The sequence below is a fragment of the Streptomyces sp. NPDC050416 genome (genome assembly GCF_044458845.1).
Taxonomy (GTDB): Bacteria; Actinomycetota; Actinomycetes; order Streptomycetales; family Streptomycetaceae; genus Streptomyces.
The window spans coordinates 243976-268174 of the sequence record NZ_JBITII010000008.1; the positions used below are offsets into that span (position 1 = coordinate 243976).

Sequence of the window (24199 nt, forward strand, 5' to 3'; positions counted from 1 at the left end):
GAGCATGATGCGCGCCTGGATCCTGCCGATGCTGCTGGTGCTCTGCGGCTCAACCGTCGCGGCTGGCCTCATCTCAGCGGGCGACGGCGGCGTGGCCACAGCGGTCCTGCTCGTGTTCTTGGTGCCGGCGGGCGTGAACTCACCCCTGATGTTCCCGAGGTCGATCGGCGCGGTGGAGGCACAGCGCCGCAGCGCGGTCGACGGACGGCCGGTCGTGTACTGGCGGCCGGGCTGCGCTTACTGCATGCGGCTGCGCATCCGGCTGGGGCGCAGCGCCCGCCGGTTGCACTGGGTCGACATCTGGCGGGATCCGGCAGGGGCCGCAGCGGTGAGGGCGGCCAACGACGGCGACGAGACGGTGCCGACCGTCGTCGTGGCGGGCCGGCCGCACACCAACCCCGATCCTGTATGGGTGCGGGATCAGTTGTCCTCTTCCGCGTGATCTCAGGCGGGCGGGCCGTCAGAATGGTGCGATGGATCATCACTTCGTCGGCATACCGGAGTTGACCGGCGTTCCCCGTGTCGCGGTCGTCATCGACGTCATGCGCGCCTTCACCGTGGCCGCCTGGGCCTTCTCGCGTGGCGTCGAGAGGATCGTCCTGGCTTCATCGGAGAGTGAGGCACTCGCCTTGAAGGAGAGCCACCCGGGCTGGCTGGCGTTGAAGGACGGGCCTCCGGCTGCGGGCTTCGACGCGGTGAACTCGCCCGGCCTGCTCAGGTCGCGTGATTTCGCCGGTCGCACGCTGGTGCAGAAGACGACGGCGGGCACCGTGGGCGCCCTGGCCGTCGCGGACGCGCCGCTCGTCCTGTGCGCGAGCTTCGTGGTGGCCGGGGCGACCGCGCGGTTCCTGCGGGACGGGGATTCCTCTCCGGTGACGTTCGTGGTCACCGGTGAGGACGGCCAGGCCGACGAGGACCTGGCCTGCGCCGAATACATCGGCCGATCCATGGGCGGGGGCGAGGTCGAGGCGGCACCGTATCTCCAGCGCGCGCGGAATTCCCGTGCCGCGGCCGATCTCGCCGGCGGGCGGCGCAGCGGGTACCACCCGGACGATGTCGAACTCTGCCTGGAAGTCGACCGGTTCCCCTTCGCGATGGTGGCCCGGCGGGAGGAGTCTTTGATGGTGCTCCGTCCCCACGGAGTCGTCTGAGCGCCCTATACCCGGCTTCGAGACGACAAGGAGCACAGGATGACGACCCGTCTGGGGTCATCGAACGAGTTCTGCTGGATGGACCTCAAGACCCGCGACTCGGCCGGCACCGCCACCTTCTTCTCGAAGACGCTGGGCTGGCGCTTCGCCGTGGACGAGGAGGACTGGCGCAAGGCCATCAAGATCGCCGTCGACGGCCACCTGATCGGCGGCGTGAGTGACCTTGCGAATCCGGTCTACCCCCCTGCGACCCCCGCCCACATCGCCTACTACTTGTCGGTCGACGACGTCGATCGCCGTGCCGAAGCGGCGGTGGTGAACGGGGCTCGCCTTGTCGTGCCGCCCTTCGACGCGGGCGATCAGGGCCGCATGGCGACACTGATCGATCCGCTCGGTGCCGCCTTCTCGCTGTGGCAGCCCCGCCACTTCACCGGATGGACGTTTCCGCCCCACCTGGAGGGCGCTCCCCACCGCATGGTCCTGGCCTGCGATCAGCCCGAGAAAGCCCGGCACTTTTACGGGGAGACGACCGGCACCCCTCTGAACTGCGCCGATTTCATCGCCACACGCGAACCCAGCGCATCCGCCCCGCAGTGGGAACTCGCCGTCGAGGTCGGTGATCTCGACCGCGTCGTCGCCCGCGCACAGGACCACGGCCACGCCTCGGTCACCTGGTGTGGAGAGACCGGTCGTCGTGTGGTGCGGTTGAGCAGCCGGGAAGGACTGACATTCCAGGTTCACAGCCGCGTTCACCGATGAGCGGCCAGCACTGCCGCGAGGCCCTCTCGCAGATCCTTGACGAAATACTCGGGAACCTCCAGCGACGGGAAATGCCCCCCGTTTTCGGGCGTGCTCCATCGGACGATCTGCCGGTACCGCTCCTGCGCCCAGGGGCGCGGGCACTTCTCGACGTCGCGGGGATACATGGTGAGTGCTGAAGGGACGTCGACCCGGAGTTCGGGGTCCAGCGAGTTGTGGCTTTCGTAGTAGATGCGGGCCGCCGATGCGCCGGTCCGCGTCAGCCAGTACAGGGTGACGTCGTCGAGAACCCGGTCTATGGACAGAGTCTCGAACGGGCTGTCCTCGGTGTCCGACCACTCGGCGAACTTGTCGAGGATCCAGGCGAGAAGCCCGACCGGTGAGTCGACGAGCGAGTAGCCGATGGTCTGCGGCCGGGTCGCCTGCTGTTTCGCGTACGCCGCGCGGTGGCGCCAGAAGTCGCGGGTGTCCTCGGCCCACTCGCGCTCGACCGCCGTCAGCCCGTCCGTTGTCAACCCGGGCGGTCCCTCCGCGAACGTCGTGTGGATGCCGAGAACGTGCGCCGGGAACCTGCCGCCGAGAACCGTGGTGATATTGCCTCCCCAGTCACCGCCGTGGGCTGCGAACGTGCTGTAACCGAGCCGTCCCATCAGTTCCACCCAGGCGGCCGCGATCTTTTCGGTCCCCCACCCGGTGGTGGCCGGCTTGTCGCTGTAACCGAAGCCCGGCAGCGACGGGACCACGACGTGGAACGCCGGCGCGTCCGCGTCTTTCGGATCCGCCAGCTCGTCCACGACGTCGATGAACCGAACAACGCTGTCCGGCCAACCGTGCGTCAAGATCAGAGGAGTGGCATCCGCGCGCGGGGACCGGCGGTGCAGGAAGTGGATTCCCAGATCATCAATGGTCGTGCGGTACTGGCCGATCTGGTTGAGGCGCTCCTCGAACGACCGCCAGTCGTACCCGGTGCGCCAGTAGTTCACGACATCGACGACGTCGGCGAGCGGAACGCCCTGTTCCCAGCGGCGCGGGCCGGGCGAGGCGTCATGGACCGTCTCGGCCTCCGGTAGCCGCGCCGCGGCCAGTCGCGCGCGCAGATCGTCGAGGTCGGCGTCGGTCGCACGGGCTTCGAATGCTTGTACGTCGCTGGTTGGGCGGTGCATGAGACCTCCTGGCCATCGCGGAACCGGCTACGACCCGTCGAGTGAACCGGCTTAGACGGTTCTAACAGGCTTCCCTGCCGACCGCAACCAGCTAAGGTGGTTCCATGCCTTCTGGGTTTCCTGACTTCCGCCTCGGCAGCGTGCTGGCGACCAGCTTCACGGGGACTCTGTCGGAGCGTCACGGCGAGGCCGTGGAGCGCATACCCACGCCGCAGCGACTCGTCGACTGGCTGGCGGTGTACGGCCTCGCCGTGGACTCCTGCACCCCTGCCCAGCTCGACCTCGCCCGGGAACTGAGGGAGTCGATCCACGCCGCCGCGACTGCGGCCGCGCTCCAGGACGCCCTCCCCACGTCTGCTGTCCACGTCATCAACGACCGCAGCGCTCAGGGGCGGGCCGCGGCGATCCTGACGCCCGAGGGTGAGCGGCGATGGCAGCTCAGCTCGGCTTCCCGCGTGGAAGACGCCCTCGGCGTGATCGCCGCCGACGCGATCAGCATCATCGCGGGCGAACGCGACGGAAAACTGGCCTTGTGCGCGTCACCGACCTGCCGGGCCGCCTTCTTCGACACCAGCCAGAGCCGCACCCGTAAGTGGTGCGACATGAACACGTGCGGGAATCGTCAGAAGAAGGCGCGCTTCAACGCCAACCGGCGCAAGAACCCCAGCTCAGCCGAGTGATCGTCACCTCGGGGAGGCGGCCGGCCTGAGCAGCCGATCGACGTACGCGCTCGTCGTCACCCTGCTCGTACTCCCCGAGTCCCCGGCACCCCGGTGCTCTCCCGCCGCACCAACCGCGTGGGCACCAGCGTCGTCCCGTGTTCCTCCCCGTCCTGCCGCATCTTGCTCAGGACACCCTCCACGCACAGCCGTCCCACCTCGGCGAAGTCCTGGTGGATGGTGGTGAGGGGCGGGAGGAAGGACGCGGACTCGGGGATGTCGTCGAAGCCGATGACGCTGATGTCGCCGGGGACGCGCAGCCCGCGTTCGTGCAGGGCCCGGAGCAGGCCCAGGGCCATCTGGTCGTTGGCCGTGAACACCGCCGTGCAGTCCGGCTCGTCGGCCAGCCGCAGTCCGGCCCGGTAGCCCGACTCGGCCGACCAGTCGCCCCGGACCAGGGGCGGCGGGACGCGGCCGGCCGCGGTGAGCGTGTCGCGCCAGGCGTTGGCGCGGCGCTGCGCGGCGAAGGAGCCCTCCGGGCCGGCCAGGTGCCACACCGTCTCGTGGCCGAGGTCCAGCAGGTGCCGTACGGCGTCCCGCGCTCCGCCCGCCTGGTCGGTGTCGACCACGGTGTAGCGGTCACCGGCGTCCGAGTCGGCCACCACGACCTGCACACCGGGGGGCAGTGAGACCGTCGCCGCGTCCAGCAGATGGATCTCCATGATGACGATCACGGCGTCCACGGCGAGCTCGCCCAGGCGGGAGAAGGCGCCGTTCACCTCGTCCTGGGTGGGGACGGCGACGGGCAGCAGCGTGACGGCGTAGCCGTGCTGGGCCGCGGAGGTGGCGATGGCCTCCAGGGTGCGGATGTTGCCCATGGTGGAGAGGGAGAAGGTGATCACGCCGAGGGTGCGGAACTCGCCGCGCTTGAGCGCCCGTGCGGCGCTGTTGGGCCGGTAGCCCAGCTCCCGCATCGCGGCCAGGACCTGCCGGCGGGTGTCCTCGGTGACGCCCGGGAAGCCGTTGGAGACGCGGGAGACCGTCTGGGAGGAGACGCCGGCGAGCTGCGCGACGTCGGCCATGGAGGCGCCCTGGCGCGGACGGGCCGGACGCCTTCTCGTACGGCTCGTGCCCTGCGGTTCTCTCTCACCGTCCACTGTGCCCACCTGCCCCTCGCACCCCTCGCCGCGCAGCCGGCGCGATTTTCCGTCCGGAACGACTCCTTGACCCCTGAGATTCGGACAGTGTAGACATCCCGCCAGTGGATGTTTACGTAAACATTGCACACAGGCCCCGATCTCTGTGCCCCGCCGGGACGCGCGGACACAGAAGAGTTGGAGTACTCGGAATGGCACACCGCACCGGTAAGAGAAGGCTCCTCGGGGCCATCGGCATCACCGCCGTGGCGACCGGAACCATCCTGGCCACCAGCACCCTGCCCGCCGCGACCGCCGAGCCCGCCGCGCAGGCGGCCGGCGTCACCGTCCGCCCCGACCCCTCCTACAAGCACGAGAAGTTCGAGGGCTGGGGCACGAGCCTGGTCTGGTTCGCCAACGCCACCGGCGACTACCCGCCCGCAGTGCGCGAGAAGCTCTACAAGCTCCTCTTCGGCGACGAGGGCCTCGCCCTGAACATCGCCCGCTACAACATCGGCGGCGGCAACGCCCCGGACGTCAAGGACTACCTGCGGGCCGGCGGCGCGGTCGAGGGCTGGTGGAAGGCCCCGGCGGGCACCACCCGCGAGGACGTCGACTGGTGGGACGCGGACGACCCGGCGGACTGGAACAAGAACGCCGACAAGACACAGCGCTGGTGGGTCGACCGCATCAAGAAGGACATCACCCACTGGGAGACCTTCAGCAACTCCCCGCCCTGGTTCATGACCGAGAGCGGCTACGTCTCCGGCAACTTCGACGCGGGCAAGGACCAGTTGAAGCCGGAGTCCGTGGAGGACTTCGCCAAGTACCTGGTGGGCGCGACCGAGCGGCTGGAGAAGGCGCACGGCATCAAGGTCGACACGCTCGACCCGTTCAACGAGCCGAACACCGACTACTGGGGCACCAAACTCGGCCCCGACGGCCAGCCGACCGGCGGCCGCCAGGAGGGCGCCCACATGGGCCCCGAGCTCCAGCAGAAGGTGCTCCGTGCCCTGGCCCCGGTCCTGAAGAAGTCCAAGTCGGACGCGGAGATCTCCGCGATGGACGAGACCAACCCCGGCACGTTCGCCACCAACTGGAACTCCTACCCCCAGGAGGTCCGCGACCTGGTCGGCCAGATGAACGTCCACACCTACGGCACCGGCCAGCGCACCACCGTCCGCGACCTCGCCAAGGCCGCCGACAAGCCGCTGTGGATGAGCGAGGTCGAGGGCGACTGGGGCGACGGCCAGAGCTTCACGGACATGCGGCCCGGCCTCGGCCTCGCCCAGCGCATGGTCGACGACCTGCGCGAACTGGAGCCCAAGGCCTGGGTGTTCTGGCAGCCCGTCGAGGACTACGACAACATGAAACCGGGTGGGGAGTCCGCCAAGGGCGGCAACTGGGGAGAGATCCAGCTCCCCTTCAGCTGCACCTCGAAGGACACGCTGAAGTCCTGCCCGATCTACACGAACACCAAGTTCGACACGGCCCGCAACTTCACGCACTTCATCAAGCCCGGCGACCGGCTGATCAAGACGAACGACACGTCCAGCACCGCGGCGGTCTCCCGCAAGGGCGACGCGGCGACGGTCGTCCACGTCAACAGCGCCACCGAGTCCCGTGAGGTCACCCTCGACCTGTCGAAGTTCGGCCGGGTCTCCTCGCACGCCACCGTCACCCCGGTGGTGACCAGTGCCGACGGCAAGCTGGCGAAGCAGAAGGCGGTCCGGGTCTCCGGCAAGCAGGCCACGGTCACCGTGCCCGCCCAGTCGGTGACGTCCTTCCTCGTCAAGGGCGTCTCCGGCGTCGCGAAGGACGCGGCCGAGCTGCGCAAGGGCCACACCTACCGGCTGACCGGCGTCCAGAGCGGCAAGGACCTCACGATCGCCGGCAACGGCACGGGCCTGGTCATCAAGAGCGCCAACGCCGCCGACCCCAGCGGTCAGCAGTGGCGGGTGGAGCAGATCCGCGGCACGGACAACCGCAAGCGGTACGTCTTCACCGAGACCGCCTCGGACAAGCGCCTGGCCGTCCGGAACGGCGCCCTGGTCGCCGAGCCGGACGAGGGCCGCCGCGACGAGGCCACCGAGTGGATCATGTCCTCGACCGGAGACGGCACCTGGACCCTCGTCAACGCCGCCACCGGGCAACTCCCGGACGTCGGGGGCCAGTCCACGAACGAGGGCGCCTCGGTCGGCCTCTGGCAGCCGAACTCCGGCTCCAACCAGCGCTGGAAGGTGACGGACGTGACGGACACCCCCTAGCCCCGCGTCCCGCACGCTACGACGCCCCCGGCCTGCCGCACCGCTGGTGACGGCGGGGCCGGGGGCGTCGTGCCGAGGTCGCCCGGCTCGCACCGGTGCTCCGCCGGGTCGAGCAGGGCCGGTCGACCCTGATGTCGTGCCGGATCCGCAGGGTGCGCAGGGAGGTGGAGGGCCTCGGGGTCGTGCTCCTGGAGGCGGCCGCCGCCGGACTGCCGGTCGTCGTCGGCGACTCGGGCGAGGCGCCCTTGAGGGGCGTGGCTCCGGGTACCGCCGAACCCTCAGCCCCGCTCGGCCACGTCGATCATCCGCAGCGCGCGCGTCACGGAGCGGTCGCGGAGCGGGTCAGCGGCGGCGGCCTCGGGAAGGCCTGCCGCGGCGGGCGCGCGGGGTGGAACCCGTGCGGGTGGGGCCGCTCTCGGAGGGCGGTGGGGTGAGGACGACGGGTACGCCCGAGGGGGCCTGCGCGCCGGTGATGCGGGTCAGTTCCTCCGCGCCCGAGCGGACCCGGGTGACGCGCGGGGTGATCCCGGCGTCGGCCATCAGGCGGGCCGTCTCGCGGCGCTGGTGGGGCAGGACCAGCGTGACGACGGTGCCCGACTCGCCGGCCCGGGCGGTCCGGCCGCCCCGGTGCAGATAGTCCTTGTGGTCGGCGGGCGGATCCACGTTCACGACCAGGTCGAGGTTGTCGACGTGGATGCCGCGGGCGGCGACGTTGGTGGCCACCAGGACCGTGACCTCGCCGTCCTTGAACCGGGCCAGCGTGCGGGTGCGCTGCGACTGGGACTTCCCGCCGTGCAGGGCGGAGGCGCGCACCCCGACGGCCAGCAGCTTCTTGGCCAGCCGGTCGGCGGCGTGCTTGGTGTCCAGGAACATGATCACGCGGCCGTCGCGGGCGGCGATCTCCGTCGTGGTGGCGTGCTTGTCGTCGTCCTCCACGTGCAGCAGGTGGTGCTCCATCGTGGTGACCGCGCCGGCGGACGGGTCGACCGAGTGCACGACGGGGTCGTGGAGGTAGGTGCGGACCAGGCGGTCGACGTTGCGGTCCAGCGTGGCCGAGAACAGCAGCCGCTGGCCCCCGGGTTGCACCTGGTCGAGCAGGGCGGTCACCTGCGGCATGAAGCCCATGTCGGTCATCTGGTCGGCCTCGTCCAGCACCGTGACGGTGACACGGTCGAGTCGGCAGTCGCCGCGGTCTATGAGGTCCTTGAGCCGGCCGGGCGTCGCGACGACGACCTCGGCGCCGCCGCGCAGCGCGCTCGCCTGGCGGCCGATCGACATGCCGCCGACGACCGTGGTGAGCCGCAGGCGCAACGCCTGGGCGTAGGGGGTGAGCGCGTCGGTGACCTGCTGGGCCAGTTCCCTGGTGGGGGTGAGGACGAGGGCCAGCGGCTGCCGGGGCTCGGCCCGCTGCCCGTCGATGCGGGCCAGTACGGCGAGACCGAAGGCGAGCGTCTTGCCCGACCCGGTGCGCCCGCGGCCCAGCACGTCCCGGCCGGCCAGGGAGTTCGGCAGCGTCGCCGCCTGGATGGGGAACGGCACGGTCATGCCCTCGGCGCGCAGCGCGGTCAACAGCCGCTCGGGCAGGGCGAGTCCGGCGAAGTCGTCGACGGCGGGCAGCGCCGGCGTGAGGGTGGCGGGCGGCGCGAACTCCCCGCCGGGGGCGGTACGGCGCCGGGGGCCGCCGCGGCCCGCACCGGCCGTACGGGCGGAGACACTGCGGCCCGCCGCCTTACGGGAGTGGGGCGAGCCGTTGTTCTTGCGAGCGGTGCGATCCAAGGGGATCCTTCCTCGATGCGGCACACGTATCGGGGAATGCCCGGCGGCCGGAAGGGGCCGCACCAGGATTCGCAACACTGAGCCGGGTTTTGGATGAGAACGAGGCTGGGGCCCGCACCTCACGGTGCGGGCCCCGGTCACGTCGGACGCGTCAGCGTCAGGCAGGGACGATGTTCTCGGCCTGCGGGCCCTTCTGGCCCTGCGTGACGTCGAAGGTAACCTTCTGGCCTTCCTGAAGCTCGCGGAAGCCGGAGGTGGCGATGTTCGAGTAGTGGGCGAACACGTCAGGACCGCCACCCTCCTGCTCGATGAAGCCGAAGCCCTTTTCCGCGTTGAACCACTTCACAGTGCCAGATGCCATGCTGAATCTCCCTTAGGGGGACAAACCCGAGGCCCGCACTTTACGGACTCGGAGTTGCTGAAATGATCACCCTCGGAGAGATCCGAAAATCCTCGAAAACTAAAAAGAGTGCTCGTCGACAAAGGTCGATAGAGCACTCGAAGTCTCTGGGAACCAAAACTGCAACAACAACGACGGTAGCACAGGCCGCGCCGGATGGCCCGGGAATCTCGTACCCGAGGTGTACGGGAGGCCCGCTCGTACTGCGTGGCGAGTAGCCAGGATTGTCGGCAGCCGCACGACGACGGGACGGCCCGCGGCCGGAGAGCCTTGGCAGACGATCGACACCGGATGTGGAGACCTGCTGCCGTGGCGACTTTTCTGTATCGAGTGGGCCGACTGGCCCTTCCGGCGACGTTGGTACGTCGCCCTGGTCTGGGCGGCCGTGCTGGCCGCCGTCGGGCTCGGCGCCCTCAAGGCCCCGGGCGCCGCCGACGAGGGATTCTCGATGCCCGGCATCGAGTCCCAGAAGGCGTTCGACCTGATGGAACAGCGCTTCCCCGGGGCCACGGCCGACGGGGCGACCGCCCGGGTCGTGTTCATCGCGCCCGGCGGCGAGAGGGTGACCGCGGCCGACAACAAGCAGGCCATCGAGAAGGCCGTGATCGACCTCGGCGACGGCACGCAGGTCGCGAGCGCCGTCGACCCGTTCCAGGGGAAGACGATCAGCAGGGACGGCTCGACCGCCTTCGCGACCGTCACCTACAAGGTCGGGGCGGAGGAGCTCAGCGACGCCAGCCGGACCCATCTGGAGCGCGCCCTCGTCGAGGCGGGCGGCACCGCGCTGGAGGACAACACCGGGCCGGGCGGCTCGGCCGAGGTGATAGGCGTCACCATCGCCGTCCTCGTGCTGCTCGTCACCTTCGGCTCCCTGGCCGCCGCCGGGCTGCCCCTGCTGACCGCCCTCATCGGCGTCGGCGTCAGCATGGCCACGATCCTCACCCTGTCCCAGGCCCTCGGCCTGTCCACCACCACCGGCACCCTGGCGAAGGTGCCCGGCTGCGGGTGGGTGCGCTTCCGCCTGTCCCGCAAGGGCAAAGGCGCCTGCCTGCCCGCCGCGAAGACGTTCCGTGTCACCTTCCGTAACGGGCAGTGGCATATCGCGTTCGCCGTCCTCCCCGAGCCGCTCGACGTGCCCGGCGCGGGTGAGGTCATCGGCATCGACCGGGGTGTGAAGATCACCGCAGCCCTGTCCGACGGGCGGAAGCTGAACGGTCCGCAGCTCACCGTCAGGGAACGTGCCCGGATCCGCAAGCACCAGCGCCGGGCTGCTCGAGCCCCCAAGGGCGCCAGACTCAAGGCGCGCGAAGCTGACCGGCGTAAGGACTGGTGCGAGAAGACCAGCACCATGCTCGCCCGCGCCTATGGGCTGGTGCGGTTCGAGAAGCTGAACATCAAGAACATGACCCGCTCGGTGAAGGGGACGGTCGAGCAGCCCGGTAAGAGGGTCAGGCAGAAGGCCGGACTGAACCGGGTGATCCTCGCCCAGGGCTGGGGGCTGCTGCGGCAGCGTACGCAGGACAAGGCTCCGGGCCGGGTCGAGGACGTCCCCGCGCCCTTCACGTCTCTGCGGTGTTCCGCCTGTGGATGGATCGAGAAGAAGTCGCGCAAGAGCCAAGCCGACTTCGTCTGAGTGTCCTGCGGGTTCACCTGCAACGCTGATGAGAACGCAGCGAACAACGTCGCGGCAGGACAGGGCGGTTTCCCCCGCCCCCGGCGCTCAGCCGGTGCCGGAGGGGTGACAGCGGCCACCGGCCGTTCGAGCGCCCGTGAACCTCAACCCACCTGGGTTGGAATCCCCCTCTTTCAAGGGGGGAGGATGTCAACGGGCCATGACCGAGCTGAACGCCCGCGACCGTGCCCAACTGGTCGTCATCGCCTACCAGACGGGCCTGGTACGGGCGGCTCCGCCGACCGTGTGAAGGCTGCTGAGGCCGCCCGTGCGAGGGCTGTTACGGCCGCCCGTACACCGCCACCATGATGTTCTCCGCGACCTTGTTCATGTCCTGGCCCTTGGCGTCCGTGGAGTTGACGCTGTAGACGAGGGTGCGCGAGCCGTCGCGGGTGGAGGCGATGGCCGCGTTGTAGCCCCAGCGCCCGCCCGTCTTGCCCCACACCTCGCGGCCGCCGAGCACCTTCATCGACAGGCCGACGGAGTACGCGGCCGGCTCCCCAGTCCCGAAGTCGGTCACCCGCGGCAGCGTGAACATCTCCTCCAGGAGCGGTCCGCGCACGACGCGGCCCTGGAACAGGGCCTTGGTGAACCGTTCGAGATCCGCCGTCGTCGAGATGATGGCCCCGGCCGCCCAGCCGTCCGTGGACCCCCACACGGACACGTCGCGCAGCCCGGTCGTGCCGTCGTCCAGCCGCATGATCTGGTAACCGTGGTTGTGCCGGCCGGTGATGCGCGGGTTCTTCCCCGGCAGGTACGTGTCGTGCAGCCCGAGCGGGCGCAGGATCCGCCGGGCGACCTGACGCTCGTACGTGTCACCGGTGACGCGCTCGATCAGCAGGCCGGTGATCGTGTAGCCGATGTTGAGGTAGTGCTGCCGCCGGCCCGGCGCGAACTCGGGCTTCTTGGAGGTCGCCGAGCGGACCACGTCCCGGGGGTCGTGGACCCGGAAGCGGTCGGCGTACCACTCCTCGACCGTGGTGCCGGGGAAGTCGGAGGCCGGGATGCCGTGCGTGTGGTTCAGGAGCTGCCGGACGGTGACGTCCCCGTACGTCGCCGGGATCAGCTCGGGCAGGTAGGAGCGGGCGCTGCGGTCCAGGTCCAGTCGGCCCTCGGCGGCCAGTTGCAGGGCGACGGCCGCGGTGAAGACCTTGGTCACGGAACCGGCGCGGAAGCGGGCGCCCGGATCGGCGGGCCGGCCGGTGCGCAGATCGTGCACGCCCGAACTGCCCCGCCAGACGCCCTCGTCGCCTCCGACCCGCACGAGGGCGGCGGTCGCGTCGGCGCTGGGAAGGCCCGCGATGGCGGCGGCGAGTGCGGGGTTCCGGGGCTGGGCGGCCAGGTGGGCGGGGGCCCGGTCAGGAGGTGTGACGGCGGCGGCCGGGAGGGCGGACGGCACCGCCACGACGCCCGCGAGGAGTACGGCGGCCAGCAGGGAAGCGGTACGGGGCATGGTCAACTCCGTGGGTGTGAGCCGGTGTTGTGGGTACGGCTCCATCCTCGGGACCGGGGGTGCCGGGCGGATCGCCCGCGCAGGGGGTCTCGGAGGGTCAGTTCCTCGCCGACGCGGGGGAGGGGCCGGCCCGGTCCGCTCCCCCGGGCGGGGGATCCCCGGCCGCGACGAGCCCGGTCTCGTACGCGCAGATCACGGCCTGGATCCGGTCGCGCAGGCCCAGTTTGGCCAGCACGTTGCCGACGTGCGTCTTGACCGTGTGGTCGCTGACCACCAGCTCGGCGGCGATCTCGGCGTTGGACAGGCCGCGGGCGAGCAGCAGCAGCGTCTCGCGCTCCCGCCCGGTCAGCACGTCCAGCCGGGCGGCGGGCCGCGGGTGCCTGGTGGAGCGCGTGTACTGCTCCACCAGACGCCGGGCCACGGAGGGTGCGAGCAGCGCGTCCCCCCGGGCGACGACCCGTACCGCGTGCACGAGATCGTCCCGGCGGACGTCCTTGAGCAGGAAGCCGCTCGCGCCCGCGTGCAGTGCGTCGTACACGTACTCGTCGGAGTCGAACGTCGTGAGCATCACCGTGCGGCAGTCGCTCGCGGCGCTGATCGACCGGCAGGCCTCGATCCCGTCCATGCGCGGCATGCGCACGTCGAGCAGCGCCACATCGGGGGCATGCCGCCGCACCGCCTCGACGGCCTCGGCCCCGTCGCCCGCCTCCGCGACGACCTCGATGTCCGGCTGGACGTCCAGGATCAGCGCGAAGCCGCTGCGCACCAGCTCCTGGTCGTCGGCGACCACCACCCGGATCGTCACCGCCCGGCCTCCACCGCGGCCGCCACGGGAATCCGCACCCGCACCTCGAACCCCCGCCCGTCCGCTCCCCGCCCGGTCACCGCGCTCCCTCCGAGCGCCACCGCCCGCTCCCGGATCCCGACGAGCCCGTGCCCGCCCCGGCGACCGGCGCCCCCGGTCTGCGGCCCCCGCCCGTCATCGGTCACACACACCATCAAGTCGTCGTCCCCATAGGTCAGTTGTACGGTCACGGTACGGGCAGCGGCGTGCCGGACGGTATTGGTGAGGGCCTCCTGGACCACCCGGAAGACGGTCGTCCCGACCGCCCCCGGCACCGGCCGGACGGCCCCCGCGGTCCGGTACACCACATCCAGCCCGCTCCCGGCCCGCACCCGGTCGCACAGACCGGCCAACTCCGCGACTCCGGGCTGCGGTCCGCGCGGTCCGGTGCCATCGCTGTCGTCGTCACCCTCACGCAGCACCCCCAGCATCCGGCGCAACTGCGTCATGGCGTCCCGCCCGGTAGCGGAGATGGCGTCGAAGGCGGCCTCGGCCCGGTCCGGCGCGGCCCGCACGGCCACCGGCCCGGCTTCCGCCTGCACGATCATCAGGCTCACGGCGTGGGAGAGGATGTCGTGCATCTCCCTTGCGATCCGGGCCCGTTCGCGGGCGGCGACCTGCTCGGCCTCGACGCGGTGCGCCCGCTGACGGGCGTCCGTGAGCCGCCCGAAGACATAGGCGGCGGCGACCACGAAGACGGAGAAGGTCAGTTCCCGGGCCGACCGGGTGTTGAGCCACACGCCCGCCGGCACGGCGGCCAGCAACACGAGCCCGGTGACGAGCCGTTTGCGCGCGGGCGACAGTGCGGCAATGGTGTACACGACCACGAGCCCGGTGTACGGCAGCGGCTGCCCGGGCCCGTCCACGGTCAGCTGGTACAGCCCGTTGGCGGCCAGCACCGCGAACAGCACGGCGACGGGGGCGCGCCGCCGCCAGACCAGGGGCAGCACGGTGAGCGTGCTGAGCCCGTACGCGGCCCAGGTCGCCGGCGGCGCCCCGGCCGCACGCGGCACGACGAACGGCATGGTCATCGCGGTCTGGACCAGGAGCGCGACACCGATGTCGACGAGGAGCGGATTGGCCGCCCCCAGCTCCCGCCCGCGCTCCCACCACTCCCGTAAGCCCCCGCGTATGTCCATAGGGAGTACACGGTAACGACCCCCGGTGCGGCGCACCGGGAGTCCGGAAGGCGACCTGCCGACTAGCTCGTCCCGTCCTCCGCCCCGTACAGCCTGGCCGAGGCGTCGACATGGGCGAGGCGGCGCAGTGCGCTGAACACCGCCTCGCCCAGGACCGTGCCGATGACCACGCCCTCCACGATGTCCTCGACCGCGACCCGCCGGTCCACGTACGCGAGGTCGGCCCGGGCCACCTGTTCGGCGGCTTCGGCGTAGGTGTCGAGGAGTTCGGCGAAGGTTCCGTGGCCCAGCCGGGTCAGGGCGGCCAGGGCTCTGGAGAGGTCGGCGGCGGCGGGGTTCGAGGCGTGGGTGCGCCAGCCGCGTCGGGAGATGAGGTCGGACACCGTGGTGCGGGCGGCCGCCGCTTCGGCGTCGTCCTGGTCGGCGGGCGGGCCGCCCATGCGGTCGGCTGCCGCGCCGAGCACCTTGTGCAGGGGGCGGTCCGGGTCGTCGACGGCCGCCAGGACGTCCGCGATCTCCGCCACCTTCATGCCGCCGACGTCGAGCAGGGCGCGGATCAGCCGGAGCCGGCGTTCGTGTGTCTCGTCGTAACTCGCCTGGTTGCGGCTGGTCAGCTCGCCCCCGGGGAGCAGCCCTTCACGGACGTAGTACTTGATCGTCGGCACCGGCACCCCGGTCCTCCGGCTCAACTCTCCGATGCGCAACGCCGGTTCACTCCTCGAAATCCGCCCTGCCCGTGGGACCGGCCCTTGCCGACCCGGCTCCCATGATAGATAGTGGGGCTATCCGATAGCGGATAGTGCCGCTATCCATTAGTTGGTCATCTGACTCAGGAGTGGGCATGGAGTTCTTACGTACGTCCTGGCATCGGCCGCTGGTGGTGTTCTCGGCCGCGATGGCGGTCATGGCGGTCGTGTCCGCGGTGGGAATCGTGGTCGACGACCGTGTCCTCGTGGGGGCGCCGATCTGGGCCAAGCCGTTCAAGTTCGCGGTGTCGTTCGTGGCGTACTGCCTGTCGCTCGCCTGGATGCTGTCGCTGCTGCCCGGCCGGCGGCGCGTGGGCTGGTGGGCGGGGACCGTCGTCGCGCTGGCGAGCCTCGTCGAGATGGTGATCATCACCGGGCAGGTCGTCCGCGGCAAGCGCAGCCACTTCAACCACGAGACACCGTTCGACGAGGCCCTGTTCAACGCGATGGCCGTCACGGTCGTCGTCCTGTGGGCCGGCACGCTCGTCGTCGCCGTGCTGCTGCTGCGCGCCCGGATCGCCGACCGGGCATCCGCCTGGGCGATGCGCTCCGGGATCCTGCTGGCGCTGGCCGGGGCCGCCGTCGGCTTCCTGATGACCCAACCCGCGCCGGGGCAGGAGCGCGGCGTCTCCAAGGTGGTCGGCGCGCACAGCGTGGGCGTGCCGGACGGGGGTCCCTCGATGCCGCTGACCGGCTGGTCCACGACCGGCGGTGATCTGCGCATCCCGCACTTCTTCGGCATGCACGCCCTGCAACTCCTGCCGCTGCTCCTCATGGCGCTGACGGTCCTCGCACCGCGCTTCACCCGCCTCGCCGACGAGCGGATCCGGCTGCGTCTCGTCCTGCTCGCCTCGGGTGGGTACGCGGCCGTCTTCGCGCTGCTCCTCTGGCAGGCACTGCGCGGCCAGCCGCTGTTCCGCCCGGACGGGGTGACGCTGGGGGCGGCCGGGCTGGTCCTGCTCGCCGTAGTTCTCGGGGTGTACGGGGCTCTGCGGACGGGCCGGACCTCTCCTCCACACGGGGTGACGGACGCGACAGGCGTTCCCGCTTCGAAGGATCTCGTGTCATGACCGGATTCCTCTTCGAGCTCTCCTTCCTCCTGGCCGCACCGGTCTGGCTGCTCATGATCTTCGCGCCGGCGTGGGGGCCGACGGCTCGCATCGCCGGGTCGCCGCTGACCGTGCTGCCGGTGCTCTTCGTGTATGTCGCGCTCGCGGTACCGGTGTTCCCCGAGCTGTGGACCGCGGTCAGCAGCCCGGACCTCGGCAGCTTCCGCGAGCTGACGGCCCTCCCGGACGGGGCCGGTGCCGTCTGGGCGCAGGTCATCGCCTGGGATCTGCTGATCGGGCAGTGGATGTACCGGGAGGGCCGGCGGCTGGAGATCCCCGCCCTGCTGATGGGACCGCTGCTGGTCCTCACGATCCTGCTGTCGCCGTTCGGGCTGCTGGTGTTCCTGGGGGTGCGTGCGGTGTGGGTACAGAGGGCGAGGCCTTCCGCTGCCCCGAACAACGCGTCCGGGCGGACCTCTTCAGGTGCTCCGCGTCCCACGGCACCGCCATCACCGGCGGTGCCGTGGGACGCAGGTCGGCTCAGCCGAAGAGCGCGTCGTACACGTCGCTCTGCCAGTACGTGACGAAGTTGGCGCTGTTGAAGTACACGCCGCCGTCGGGCAGCTTCAGCGTCGCGCCCTTGCCGAGCGAGCCGTTCAGGTTCTTGTTCGAGAAGTCCACGCCCAGGGTCTTGGCGATGTGGCCCTCGTAGCCGTCAGGGCTGGAGGTCCCGATGCCGGCGTACCCGGACTCTCCGGGAGCCAGGGTCACCACGGCCTGGGGCTTGCTGGAGTCCAGCCACGGGACGGGAGCCTGGGCGCCGGCGCCGGCGGCGAGGTACGGCGCACCGTAGAGGTTGCAGGGCTTGGTGCCGGTGTTGGTGGCCGTCAGCAGCAGGGTGTTGATGGGCCGGGAGACCTTGTCGACGGTCAGCTTCGTGTTCGCCGCGGTGCAGTCGACGGTCGCGGCGGCCTTCTGCGGGGTGGCGGCGGAGGCCGTCTGGCCCGCGGCCTGGACACCGACGAGTGCGAAAGCGGCGGCGGCGACCAGGGAGGAGGCGGCCACACGGGTGGTGAAGCGCTGTGCGATACGCATGCGAGGAACTGCTTTCTCTGAGTGTCGAGTTTCCTCAGTTCCGAATTTCCGGAACGAGTTCCTCCGGTTAATGGGCGTCGACCGGACAGATGCGCGGCCGGAACCGGAAGGTGGGATCGGCGTCACCGCCCTCGAACGGGGCGGCGGGCTTCGATGACCCAAGCCTGTGCCACGTTCCGTCCCATCCGCCATTCCATTCGGATCTTTGGAACGCTGGAACGACAGCACCGGCTCTGACCAGGGGGAACGTCCCACCTGTGGGACGCCGAACGGGATGGAGGGCGGGTGTTGGAGGTGCTGACGGACCGGCATCGGACGGTTGTGCGACGATCCCCGCGTGAATGATCTACGCGTCCGCCCGGCCACCGAGGCCGATCTGCCCGTCCTCGTCCGCCTCCGCGACGACGCGGCTCGCTGGATGCCGGCCCGCGGCATCACCGGGCAGTGGCGGCCGGGGGAGTTGAGCGAGGAGCACTTCCGCCGGGTCATGGCACACGGCGAGGTGTGGCTCGCGGAGGGCGGCGGGGGCGCCGGCGGAGCCTGGGAATTGTGGTGGGAGGGCGAGGACGCCTGGGGACCACAGCCGCCCGTGGCCGGGTACGTGCACCGGCTCATGGTGGACCGGGGCACCGCCCCGCCCGGGACAGGACGACGGCTGCTGGAGGCCGCGGAACGCCGGGTGGCCGAGGCCGGACGGACCCGGGTCCGTCTGGACTGCCTGGCGGGCAACGCACAGCTCAATGCCTACTACCGGGCAGCCGGTTACCGCGTCGTCGGCCACAAGGAGGGCAAGCCGCAGCCGGGCGGGGCGCCCAAGTCCTTCACGCTGCTGGAGTAGGAGCTGCTGGAGTAGGAGCTGATGGAGGAGGGACTGCCCGGCCCCACGGCCCCCCGGGGACCGCAGCCCGCAGCCGTTAGGGTGAACCGCGTGGAGCTCCTGCACCTGCGCTATTTCGTCGCCGTCGCCCAAGAACTGAACTTCTCCACCGCGGCCCGCAAACTGCACATGGCCGCTTCCCCGTTGAGCCGGCGGATCAAGGACCTCGAGAACGAACTCGGGCACCGGCTGTTCGACCGCGACACCCACCATGTGCGGCTCACCCCGGCCGGCAGCGCGCTGCTGCCGATCGCCCGCGGGGTCCTGGAGCAGGTCGACTCCATCCAGTGGCGACTGGACGAGACGACCCGGCCGCGGCGGACCACCCTGCTGCTCGGTGTCCCCAGCGGCATCCATCCGGACCTGCGCGCACGCATGGCCGCCCTCGCCGAGCGGGTCGGCGACCGGTTCGAGATCAAACGCTGGCCGGGCGGCACCGAGCGGCTGGTCGGCGCGGTGTGCGACGGCAGGCTGGCGCTGACCCTGGCCCGGCTTCCGGTCGGCGGCGACCCGGCCCTGGAACAGCTGCCGGTGATGTCGGAGCGCCTCGGCGCGGTCGTGCCCAGGGACCGGTTCGCGGGGCGGGAGTCGATCGCCCTGGCCGAACTGTCCGGACTCGCCTACGCGGGCTCGCCCACGGCCGTCACCAACGCCTATTTCCGCGGTCTCGACCAGCAACTGGCCGAACTCGGCATCAAGAAACGGATCGAAATCGGCAGCGCGACGTTCGAGGGAGTTTCCGAGATAGTGTCGAGCGGCCTGGCTTTTTCGATTTCCATGCTGGATTCACGGAGCCCCGTGCAGAATTACCGTCTCGACAATGTGGCCGTTCTGCCCTTCTCGGATTTCCACCCCCGGCTGGAGACCGGTCTGCTCTGGCGCAAGGACCGGGCGCACGGCGGTGACCTGGAGGAAGTCGCCGCCGCCGCCCGCGAGATCTTCGCCGAGCCGCTTCACACCTGACCCGCGAAAAGTATTCGCCAAAGGCGGTATGACCACTGCGGTCATGCCGCCTTTCGTCTATTGGTCACTCCGTTTGTTTCCGTTTCTCAGCTCCCCCTTGCTAACTTAGTTTCCAGATACACATACATGGCGAAGCGAGGAGTTGAAGGAAGAGCGATGACGGACATCACGGACACCGCCACCGGCCCCCTGGAAGGCATCCGCGTGATCGACCTGTCGACCGTGGTGATGGGCCCCTACGCGGCACAGATCCTCGGCGACCTGGGCGCCGACGTGATCAAGATCGAGTCGCCCGCCGACACCGTGCGCGTGGGCCACTACCGCACCACGCCGGGCATGACCCCGCTGAACCTCAACGTCAACCGCAACAAGCGCAGCGTGGCCCTCAACCTCAAGGACGACACCGACCGCGAGCGGGCGCTGAAGCTGATCGACACCGCGGACGTGCTGATCACCAACATGCGGCCGGGCGCACTGCACCGCCTGGGCCTGTCCTACGACGACATCGCCGCCCGCAACCCGGGCCTCGTCTACGCGCACGCCCAGGGCTTCCGCAGCGACTCGGACCGGGCGGGCAACGCCGCCTACGACGAGACCGTGCAGGCCGCGTCCGGCCTGGTCGACATCGCCGACCGGGCGCTGGGCGAGCCCGTCTACCTGCCGACCATCATCGGTGACAAGGTCTCCTCCCTGACCATCGCCTACAGCGTGCTCGCCGCCCTGCTGCACCGGAACAGGACCGGGCAGGGCCAGCTCGTCGAGATCCCGATGACGGACACCCTCATCGCGTTCAACCTGGTCGAGCACCTGGCGGGACACACCCACGTGCCCGAGACCGGCCCCACCGGCTTCGCCCTGTCGATGCTGAAGGGCCACAAGGCGGTGCGCACCAAGGACGGCCTGGCCTGCGTCATGCCGTACAACCCGCAGAACTACCGGGACTTCTTCACCGCCGCCGGCCGCCCCGACCTCGCCGAGGACCCGCGGGTGAACGGGGACGCCATCGACAGCGCCGACCACGAGGACCTGGCCGCGCTCCTGGAGACCTGCGCCTCCGCGCTGACCACCGACGAGTGGGCCGAGGTGTGCGCGAAGCACAGCATCCCGATGGCCCCCGTGCTGGAACTCGACCGCGCCCACGAGGACCCCTACGTACGAGACGGCCACCTCCTCGACACCGTCGAGCACCCGACCGAGGGCACCGTCCGCACCATTGGCATCCCGCTGCGCTTCTCCGCCACGCCCGGCTCGATCCGCCGCCTGGCGCCGGTCGCCGGCCAGGACACCGAGGACGTCCTCGCCGAGCTCGACACCGCGGCCAGCTGACCGTCCGACCGTCACAGGAGGACAGCCATGAGCACTCCCACCACCCCCGTCGTACGCACCGAACGCATCGGCTCCACCCTGCTGATCACCCTCGACCGCCCCGAGGCCCGCAACGCCGTGAACGCCGCGGTCGCCACCGGCCTGGCCGCCGCACTGGACGAACTGGAGGCCGACCCCGGGCTGCGGGCCGGTGTCCTGACCGGCGAGGGCGGCACGTTCAGCGCCGGCATGGACCTCAAGGCCGCGCTGCGCGGCGAGTCGCCCGAGGTCGAGGGCCGCGGCTTCGGCGGACTGACCGAGGCCGAACCGGCCAAGCCCCTGATCGCCGCCGTCGAGGGCTACGCCATGGGCGGCGGCTTCGAACTGGCCCTGGCCTGCGACCTGATCGTCGCTGCCGAGGACGCCCGGTTCGGGCTGCCCGAGGTCAAGCGCGGCCTGATCGCGGCGGGCGGCGGCGTGATCCGGCTGCCCAAGCGCATCCCGCACCACCTGGCCATGGAACTCCTGCTGACCGGCGACCCCGTCGACGGCCGCCGCGCCGGTGAACTGGGCCTGGCCAACCGGGTCACCGCCACCGGGCAGGCCGTCGCCGAGGCCCTTCGGCTGGCCGAACGGCTCGCGGAGAACGCGCCGCTGGCGCTCGCGGCCGTCAAGAGCGTCGTCCGCGCCGCCGACGGAGCGCCCGACGCCGACGCCTTCACCTTCCAGCGCGGGGAGATGAAGACCCTGATGGCCTCGGCGGACGTACGCGAGGGCATGACCGCCTTCGCCGAGCGCCGCCCCGCGCGGTGGACGGGACGGTGAGCCGCCATGCAGACCGAGGACGTACGACAGCACCTCACCACCCCGCTCACCAGCCCGGCCTACGCGCCGACCGTCCCGCGCTTCACCGACCGGGAGTACCTCAACGTCGTCTACCGCACCGACCCGGACGCGCTGCGGGCCGTCGTCCCCGAACCGCTGCGGATCGGTGAACCCCTGGTCCGGTTCGAGGTCATGAAAATGGGCGACGTCAGCGGCTACGGCCCCTACACCGAAGCCGGGCAGGCGATCCCCGTCGGCTTCGAGGGCGAGCAGGGCGAGTACCTGCACGCCATGTACCTCGACAACTTCCCGGCGACTGCCTCCGGCCGCGAGGTCTCCGCCTACCCGAAGGTGCTCGGCTCTCCGTCGCTCACCGTCGACTCCGGCGCGCTCGTCGGCACCCTCGACCACGGCAGCCTGCGGGTCGCCACCGCGACCATGGGCTACAAGCACCACGAGCTGGACCGGCGCGAGGCCGAGGCCCAGATCACCGTGCCGACCTTCATGCTCAAGACGATTCCCGGCTACGACGGGCTGCCCCGGGTGCAGGAACTCGTCCGCACGCGCATCACCGACGTCACCGTCAAGGAGGCGTGGACCGGGCCCGCCCGGCTCCAGCTCTTCGCGCACGTGCTCGCCCCGCTGGCCGACCTGCCGGTGCTGGAGGTCGTCTCAGCGAGCCACATCCTCACCGACCTGACGCTGTCCGGCGTCGAGCCGGTCCACGACTACCTGAAGGGAGCCGCGTCATGACCCGCGCCTTCCGTACGGCCGCGGTGATCGGCGCCGGGACCATCGGACTGTCCTGGACGGCCCTGTTCGCCGCGCACGGCCTGACCGTCCGGGTGAGCGACCCGCGACCGGACCTCGCCGAGGCCCTGGACGAGGCCCTCGCGCAGTCCGCCCCGCACCTGGCCGCCCGCGGCCTGGACGTGACGGACCTCGCCGGCCGGGTGCACATCGCCGCCGACGTCACCGAGGCGGTCCGGGACGCGGACGTCGTCCAGGAGAACGGCCCCGAGCGCGTCGAGTTCAAGCGGGACCTGTTCGCCGGCCTGGCCCGGGAGGCACCCGGCCACGCTCTGCTGTTCAGCTCCTCGTCGGCCACTCCCTCGACCGAGTTCACCAAGGATCTGGCGGACGAGGAGGCCGCCCGCGTCCTGATCGGCCACCCTTTCAACCCGCCGCACCTCATCCCGCTCGTCGAGGTCGTGCCCGGAGAACGCACCGGCGAGGACGCCGTGAAGGCCGCGGTGGACTTCTACACCTCGGTCGGCCGCACCCCGGTCGTCGAACGCAAGGAGATCCCCGGCTTCGTCGGCAACCGGCTCCAGAACGCGCTCACCCGCGAGGCCGTGTACCTCGTCGAGCAGGGCGTGGTGACGCCCGAGGAGCTCGATGCGGTGATGACCAACTCGCTGGGCCTGCGCTGGGCCACGGTCGGGCCGTTCCTCGGCTCCCACCTGGGCGGCGGACCCGGAGGCTACCGGCACATGGCCGAGCACATCGGCGCCTCGATGAAGCGAATGTGGGCGGACCTCGGCACCCCGTCGCAGCAGGAGGAGCAACAGGAACGGCTCATCGCAGCCGTGGAACAGGCCTACGGCTCCGCCCCGTACACGCAGCTCACCGAGACGCGCGACCGAAGGCAACTCGCAGTCCTGTCCGCCCTGGACAGCGCCGACAAGGAGGAGAACTGAGATGACCACCACGCTCGAAGACCAGCTCACCGCGGACTTCTACGCCTACGAGTCGCTGCTGCCCGACGAGGAGCGGGGGATCCTCCTCAAGGCCCGCACCCTCATGCGCGACGAGATCAAGCCGCTGGTCAACACCCACTGGGCGAAGGGCGAGTTCCCCCGGGAACTCGTCGGCATCTTCCGCGACAGCGGCCTCGCCGGCCTGCCCTACGAGGGCTACGGCGAGCACCGCCCCGCCGTCTCCAACCTGCTCAGCGGCATGCTGGCGATGGAACTGAGCCGCACCGACGCCTCGGTGGCCACCTTCTTCGGCGTCCACAACGGCCTCGCGATGTACTCCGTCCACTCCGGCGGTGACCAGGAGCAGCGCGACCGCTGGCTCCCGGCGATGGCCGCGATGGACAAGATCGGCGCGTTCGCCATGACCGAACCGCTGGGCGGCTCCGACGTCGCGGGCGGCATGCGCACCACGGCCGAGCGCGAGGGCGGCACCTGGGTCCTGAACGGCGCCAAGAAGTGGATCGGCAACGCGACCTTCGCCGACTACGTCGTGGTGTGGGCGCGGGATGTCGACGACAACCACGTCAAGGGCTTCGTCGTCGAGAAGGGCACGCCCGGCTTCGAACCGGCGAAGATCGAGGGCAAGATCGCCTTCCGGATCGTCGAGAACGCCGAGATCACCCTCACGGACGTCCGGGTGCCGGAGGCGAACCGCCTGCAGAACATCAACTCCTTCCGCGACGTCGCCGAGATCCTGCGCGCCACGCGCAGCGGAGTGGCCTGGCAGGCGCTGGGCGTCATGACCGGCGCCTACGAGCTGGCCCTCGACTACGCCCGGGAGCGCCGCCAGTTCGGCCGTCCGATCGGCGGTTTCCAGCTCGTCCAGGACCTGCTGGTCAAGAGCTTGGGCAACATCACCGCGTCGTGGGGCATGCTGGCGCAGCTCGCCCGGTTGCAGGACGCCGGTGTCTTCCGCGACGAACACTCCGCCCTGGCCAAGGCGTTCGTCACCGCGCGGATGCGGGAGGTCGTGGCCTGGAGCCGGGAGATCTTCGGCGGCAACGGAATCCTCCTGGACCACGACATCGCCCGCTTCTTCGCCGACGCCGAGGCGATCTACTCCTTCGAGGGCACCCGCGAGATGAACACCCTGATCGTCGGCAAGGCGATCACGGGCCAGAGCGCCTTCGTGTGACGCGGACCAGCCGGGTCCGGACGAA

At 70.7% G+C, this 24199-nt stretch carries 24 protein-coding genes and 3 pseudogenes; 18 read left to right on the plus strand and 9 right to left on the minus strand.

Annotation, left to right across the window (positions count from 1 at the left end; translation table 11 throughout):
- Positions 1–4 precede the first annotated feature (4 nt).
- Genes ACIBL4_RS25630 through ACIBL4_RS25640 form a run of 3 tightly spaced genes read left to right on the plus strand, consistent with a single transcriptional unit; the run spans position 5 to position 1910 of the window.
- Positions 5–442 carry a glutaredoxin domain-containing protein gene (locus ACIBL4_RS25630; protein WP_399414150.1) on the plus strand — a complete coding sequence of 146 codons (438 nt, stop codon included), beginning with the start codon at positions 5–7 and terminating at the stop codon, positions 440–442.
- 31 nt (positions 443–473) lie between these two features.
- On the plus strand, positions 474–1151 hold the full coding sequence (locus ACIBL4_RS25635; RefSeq protein ID WP_399413915.1) for a 2-phosphosulfolactate phosphatase: 678 nt from the start codon (positions 474–476) through the stop codon (positions 1149–1151).
- A 39-nt stretch (positions 1152–1190) separates the two neighbouring features.
- Positions 1191–1910 (plus strand): VOC family protein, encoded by a 720-nt coding sequence (locus ACIBL4_RS25640; RefSeq protein ID WP_399413917.1) that lies wholly within the window; start codon positions 1191–1193, stop codon positions 1908–1910.
- Here ACIBL4_RS25640 and ACIBL4_RS25645 read toward each other — a convergent pair.
- Entirely contained in the window at positions 1901–3073 is a 1173-nt protein-coding gene (locus ACIBL4_RS25645) for an epoxide hydrolase (RefSeq protein ID WP_399413919.1), read from the minus strand. The two genes, ACIBL4_RS25640 and ACIBL4_RS25645, sit on opposite strands and share 10 nt — an antisense overlap.
- A gap of 104 nt (positions 3074–3177) precedes the next feature.
- Between ACIBL4_RS25645 and ACIBL4_RS25650 the strand changes: the two genes are divergently transcribed.
- Positions 3178–3753: a CGNR zinc finger domain-containing protein gene (locus tag ACIBL4_RS25650; protein WP_399413921.1), complete on the plus strand. Its 576-nt coding sequence runs from the start codon at positions 3178–3180 to the stop codon at positions 3751–3753.
- 56 nt (positions 3754–3809) lie between these two features.
- On the opposite strand, the gene ACIBL4_RS25655 is transcribed toward ACIBL4_RS25650, so the two are convergent.
- Positions 3810–4814: a LacI family DNA-binding transcriptional regulator gene (locus ACIBL4_RS25655; protein ID WP_399414152.1), complete on the minus strand. Its 1005-nt coding sequence runs from the start codon at positions 4812–4814 to the stop codon at positions 3810–3812.
- Positions 4815–5080: 266 nt separating this feature from the next.
- On the opposite strand from ACIBL4_RS25655, the gene ACIBL4_RS25660 reads away from it, so the two are divergent.
- Both ACIBL4_RS25660 and ACIBL4_RS25665 read left to right on the plus strand, forming a co-directional pair.
- Positions 5081–7135, plus strand: coding sequence for an RICIN domain-containing protein (locus tag ACIBL4_RS25660; RefSeq protein WP_399413923.1), 2055 nt, complete (start codon positions 5081–5083; stop codon positions 7133–7135).
- Positions 7136–7266: 131 nt separating this feature from the next.
- Positions 7267–7380 (plus strand): annotated as a pseudogene (locus ACIBL4_RS25665) (glycosyltransferase); the annotation flags it as partial.
- A gap of 97 nt (positions 7381–7477) precedes the next feature.
- Here the strand turns inward: ACIBL4_RS25665 and ACIBL4_RS25670 are convergent.
- Together ACIBL4_RS25670 and ACIBL4_RS25675 are read right to left on the minus strand one after the other, a co-directional pair.
- Positions 7478–8911 (minus strand): DEAD/DEAH box helicase, encoded by a 1434-nt coding sequence (locus tag ACIBL4_RS25670; RefSeq protein ID WP_399413925.1) that lies wholly within the window; start codon positions 8909–8911, stop codon positions 7478–7480.
- A gap of 157 nt (positions 8912–9068) precedes the next feature.
- Positions 9069–9272: a cold-shock protein gene (locus ACIBL4_RS25675; RefSeq protein WP_010032345.1), complete on the minus strand. Its 204-nt coding sequence runs from the start codon at positions 9270–9272 to the stop codon at positions 9069–9071.
- Positions 9273–9620: 348 nt separating this feature from the next.
- Between ACIBL4_RS25675 and ACIBL4_RS25680 the strand changes: the two are divergent.
- The 3 genes and pseudogenes from ACIBL4_RS25680 to ACIBL4_RS25690 form a co-directional block, all read left to right on the plus strand.
- A pseudogene (locus ACIBL4_RS25680) lies at positions 9621–10311 on the plus strand (MMPL family transporter); the annotation flags it as partial.
- Positions 10312–10443: 132 nt separating this feature from the next.
- Positions 10444–10944, plus strand: a complete 501-nt coding sequence (locus ACIBL4_RS25685) for an RNA-guided endonuclease InsQ/TnpB family protein (RefSeq protein WP_399414154.1) — start codon at positions 10444–10446, stop codon at positions 10942–10944.
- 193 nt (positions 10945–11137) lie between these two features.
- Positions 11138–11233: pseudogene (locus tag ACIBL4_RS25690) on the plus strand (DNA-binding response regulator); the annotation flags it as partial.
- Positions 11234–11263: 30 nt separating this feature from the next.
- On the opposite strand, the gene ACIBL4_RS25695 reads toward ACIBL4_RS25690, so the two are convergent.
- The 4 genes from ACIBL4_RS25695 to ACIBL4_RS25710 form a co-directional block, all read right to left on the minus strand.
- Positions 11264–12436, minus strand: coding sequence for a serine hydrolase domain-containing protein (locus ACIBL4_RS25695; RefSeq protein WP_399413927.1), 1173 nt, complete (start codon positions 12434–12436; stop codon positions 11264–11266).
- A gap of 97 nt (positions 12437–12533) precedes the next feature.
- Positions 12534–13241, minus strand: coding sequence for a response regulator (locus tag ACIBL4_RS25700; RefSeq protein WP_399413929.1), 708 nt, complete (start codon positions 13239–13241; stop codon positions 12534–12536).
- A complete protein-coding gene (locus ACIBL4_RS25705; protein WP_399413931.1) occupies positions 13238–14419 on the minus strand; it encodes a sensor histidine kinase in 1182 nt (393 codons plus the stop codon). Before ACIBL4_RS25705 ends, ACIBL4_RS25700 begins: the two co-directional genes overlap by 4 nt.
- A gap of 62 nt (positions 14420–14481) precedes the next feature.
- Positions 14482–15123: a MerR family transcriptional regulator gene (locus ACIBL4_RS25710; RefSeq protein ID WP_399413933.1), complete on the minus strand. Its 642-nt coding sequence runs from the start codon at positions 15121–15123 to the stop codon at positions 14482–14484.
- 191 nt (positions 15124–15314) lie between these two features.
- Here ACIBL4_RS25710 and ACIBL4_RS25715 point away from each other — a divergent pair, with 191 nt between their 5' ends.
- Positions 15315–16235, plus strand: a complete 921-nt coding sequence (locus ACIBL4_RS25715) for a hypothetical protein (RefSeq protein ID WP_399414156.1) — start codon at positions 15315–15317, stop codon at positions 16233–16235.
- Entirely contained in the window at positions 16232–16798 is a 567-nt protein-coding gene (locus ACIBL4_RS25720; RefSeq protein WP_399413935.1) for an ABA4-like family protein, read from the plus strand. The genes ACIBL4_RS25715 and ACIBL4_RS25720 overlap by 4 nt, the downstream gene beginning before the upstream one ends.
- Here the strand turns inward: ACIBL4_RS25720 and ACIBL4_RS25725 are convergent.
- Entirely contained in the window at positions 16755–17309 is a 555-nt protein-coding gene (locus tag ACIBL4_RS25725) for a DUF4232 domain-containing protein (protein ID WP_399413937.1), read from the minus strand. The two genes, ACIBL4_RS25720 and ACIBL4_RS25725, sit on opposite strands and share 44 nt — an antisense overlap.
- Positions 17310–17646: 337 nt before the next feature.
- On the opposite strand from ACIBL4_RS25725, the gene ACIBL4_RS25730 reads away from it, so the two are divergent.
- The 7 genes from ACIBL4_RS25730 (at position 17647) to ACIBL4_RS25760 (ending at position 24174) form a co-directional block, all read left to right on the plus strand.
- Positions 17647–18147, plus strand: coding sequence for a GNAT family N-acetyltransferase (locus tag ACIBL4_RS25730; protein WP_399413939.1), 501 nt, complete (start codon positions 17647–17649; stop codon positions 18145–18147).
- 90 nt (positions 18148–18237) lie between these two features.
- Positions 18238–19149 carry a LysR family transcriptional regulator gene (locus ACIBL4_RS25735; protein WP_399413941.1) on the plus strand — a complete coding sequence of 304 codons (912 nt, stop codon included), beginning with the start codon at positions 18238–18240 and terminating at the stop codon, positions 19147–19149.
- Between the two features lie 156 nt (positions 19150–19305).
- Positions 19306–20475: a CaiB/BaiF CoA transferase family protein gene (locus ACIBL4_RS25740; protein ID WP_399413943.1), complete on the plus strand. Its 1170-nt coding sequence runs from the start codon at positions 19306–19308 to the stop codon at positions 20473–20475.
- Positions 20476–20502: 27 nt separating this feature from the next.
- A complete protein-coding gene (locus tag ACIBL4_RS25745) occupies positions 20503–21279 on the plus strand; it encodes a crotonase/enoyl-CoA hydratase family protein (protein ID WP_399413945.1) in 777 nt (258 codons plus the stop codon).
- Between the two features lie 6 nt (positions 21280–21285).
- The gene (locus ACIBL4_RS25750; RefSeq protein ID WP_399413947.1) at positions 21286–22032 is read left to right on the plus strand and encodes an acetoacetate decarboxylase; all 747 of its coding nucleotides are present in this window, start codon (positions 21286–21288) and stop codon (positions 22030–22032) included.
- Entirely contained in the window at positions 22029–22979 is a 951-nt protein-coding gene (locus ACIBL4_RS25755) for a 3-hydroxyacyl-CoA dehydrogenase NAD-binding domain-containing protein (RefSeq protein WP_399413949.1), read from the plus strand. The genes ACIBL4_RS25750 and ACIBL4_RS25755 overlap by 4 nt, the downstream gene beginning before the upstream one ends.
- A gap of 1 nt (position 22980) precedes the next feature.
- Complete coding sequence (locus ACIBL4_RS25760) at positions 22981–24174, plus strand: acyl-CoA dehydrogenase family protein (protein WP_399413951.1); 1194 nt, start codon at positions 22981–22983, stop codon at positions 24172–24174.
- Positions 24175–24199 lie beyond the last annotated feature (25 nt).

Coding starts and splice junctions, on each gene's coding strand:
- ACIBL4_RS25630 (WP_399414150.1), top strand. CDS start 5: ATGATGCGCGCCTGGATCCTGCCGATGCTGCTGGTGCTCTGCGGCTCA.
- ACIBL4_RS25635 (WP_399413915.1), top strand. CDS start 474: ATGGATCATCACTTCGTCGGCATACCGGAGTTGACCGGCGTTCCCCGT.
- ACIBL4_RS25640 (WP_399413917.1), top strand. CDS start 1,191: ATGACGACCCGTCTGGGGTCATCGAACGAGTTCTGCTGGATGGACCTC.
- ACIBL4_RS25645 (WP_399413919.1), bottom strand. CDS start 3,073: ATGCACCGCCCAACCAGCGACGTACAAGCATTCGAAGCCCGTGCGACC.
- ACIBL4_RS25650 (WP_399413921.1), top strand. CDS start 3,178: ATGCCTTCTGGGTTTCCTGACTTCCGCCTCGGCAGCGTGCTGGCGACC.
- ACIBL4_RS25655 (WP_399414152.1), bottom strand. CDS start 4,814: ATGGCCGACGTCGCGCAGCTCGCCGGCGTCTCCTCCCAGACGGTCTCC.
- ACIBL4_RS25660 (WP_399413923.1), top strand. CDS start 5,081: ATGGCACACCGCACCGGTAAGAGAAGGCTCCTCGGGGCCATCGGCATC.
- ACIBL4_RS25675 (WP_010032345.1), bottom strand. CDS start 9,272: ATGGCATCTGGCACTGTGAAGTGGTTCAACGCGGAAAAGGGCTTCGGC.
- ACIBL4_RS25695 (WP_399413927.1), bottom strand. CDS start 12,436: ATGCCCCGTACCGCTTCCCTGCTGGCCGCCGTACTCCTCGCGGGCGTC.
- ACIBL4_RS25705 (WP_399413931.1), bottom strand. CDS start 14,419: ATGGACATACGCGGGGGCTTACGGGAGTGGTGGGAGCGCGGGCGGGAG.
- ACIBL4_RS25715 (WP_399414156.1), top strand. CDS start 15,315: ATGGCGGTCATGGCGGTCGTGTCCGCGGTGGGAATCGTGGTCGACGAC.
- ACIBL4_RS25720 (WP_399413935.1), top strand. CDS start 16,232: ATGACCGGATTCCTCTTCGAGCTCTCCTTCCTCCTGGCCGCACCGGTC.
- ACIBL4_RS25725 (WP_399413937.1), bottom strand. CDS start 17,309: ATGCGTATCGCACAGCGCTTCACCACCCGTGTGGCCGCCTCCTCCCTG.
- ACIBL4_RS25740 (WP_399413943.1), top strand. CDS start 19,306: ATGACGGACATCACGGACACCGCCACCGGCCCCCTGGAAGGCATCCGC.
- ACIBL4_RS25745 (WP_399413945.1), top strand. CDS start 20,503: ATGAGCACTCCCACCACCCCCGTCGTACGCACCGAACGCATCGGCTCC.
- ACIBL4_RS25750 (WP_399413947.1), top strand. CDS start 21,286: ATGCAGACCGAGGACGTACGACAGCACCTCACCACCCCGCTCACCAGC.
- ACIBL4_RS25755 (WP_399413949.1), top strand. CDS start 22,029: ATGACCCGCGCCTTCCGTACGGCCGCGGTGATCGGCGCCGGGACCATC.
- ACIBL4_RS25760 (WP_399413951.1), top strand. CDS start 22,981: ATGACCACCACGCTCGAAGACCAGCTCACCGCGGACTTCTACGCCTAC.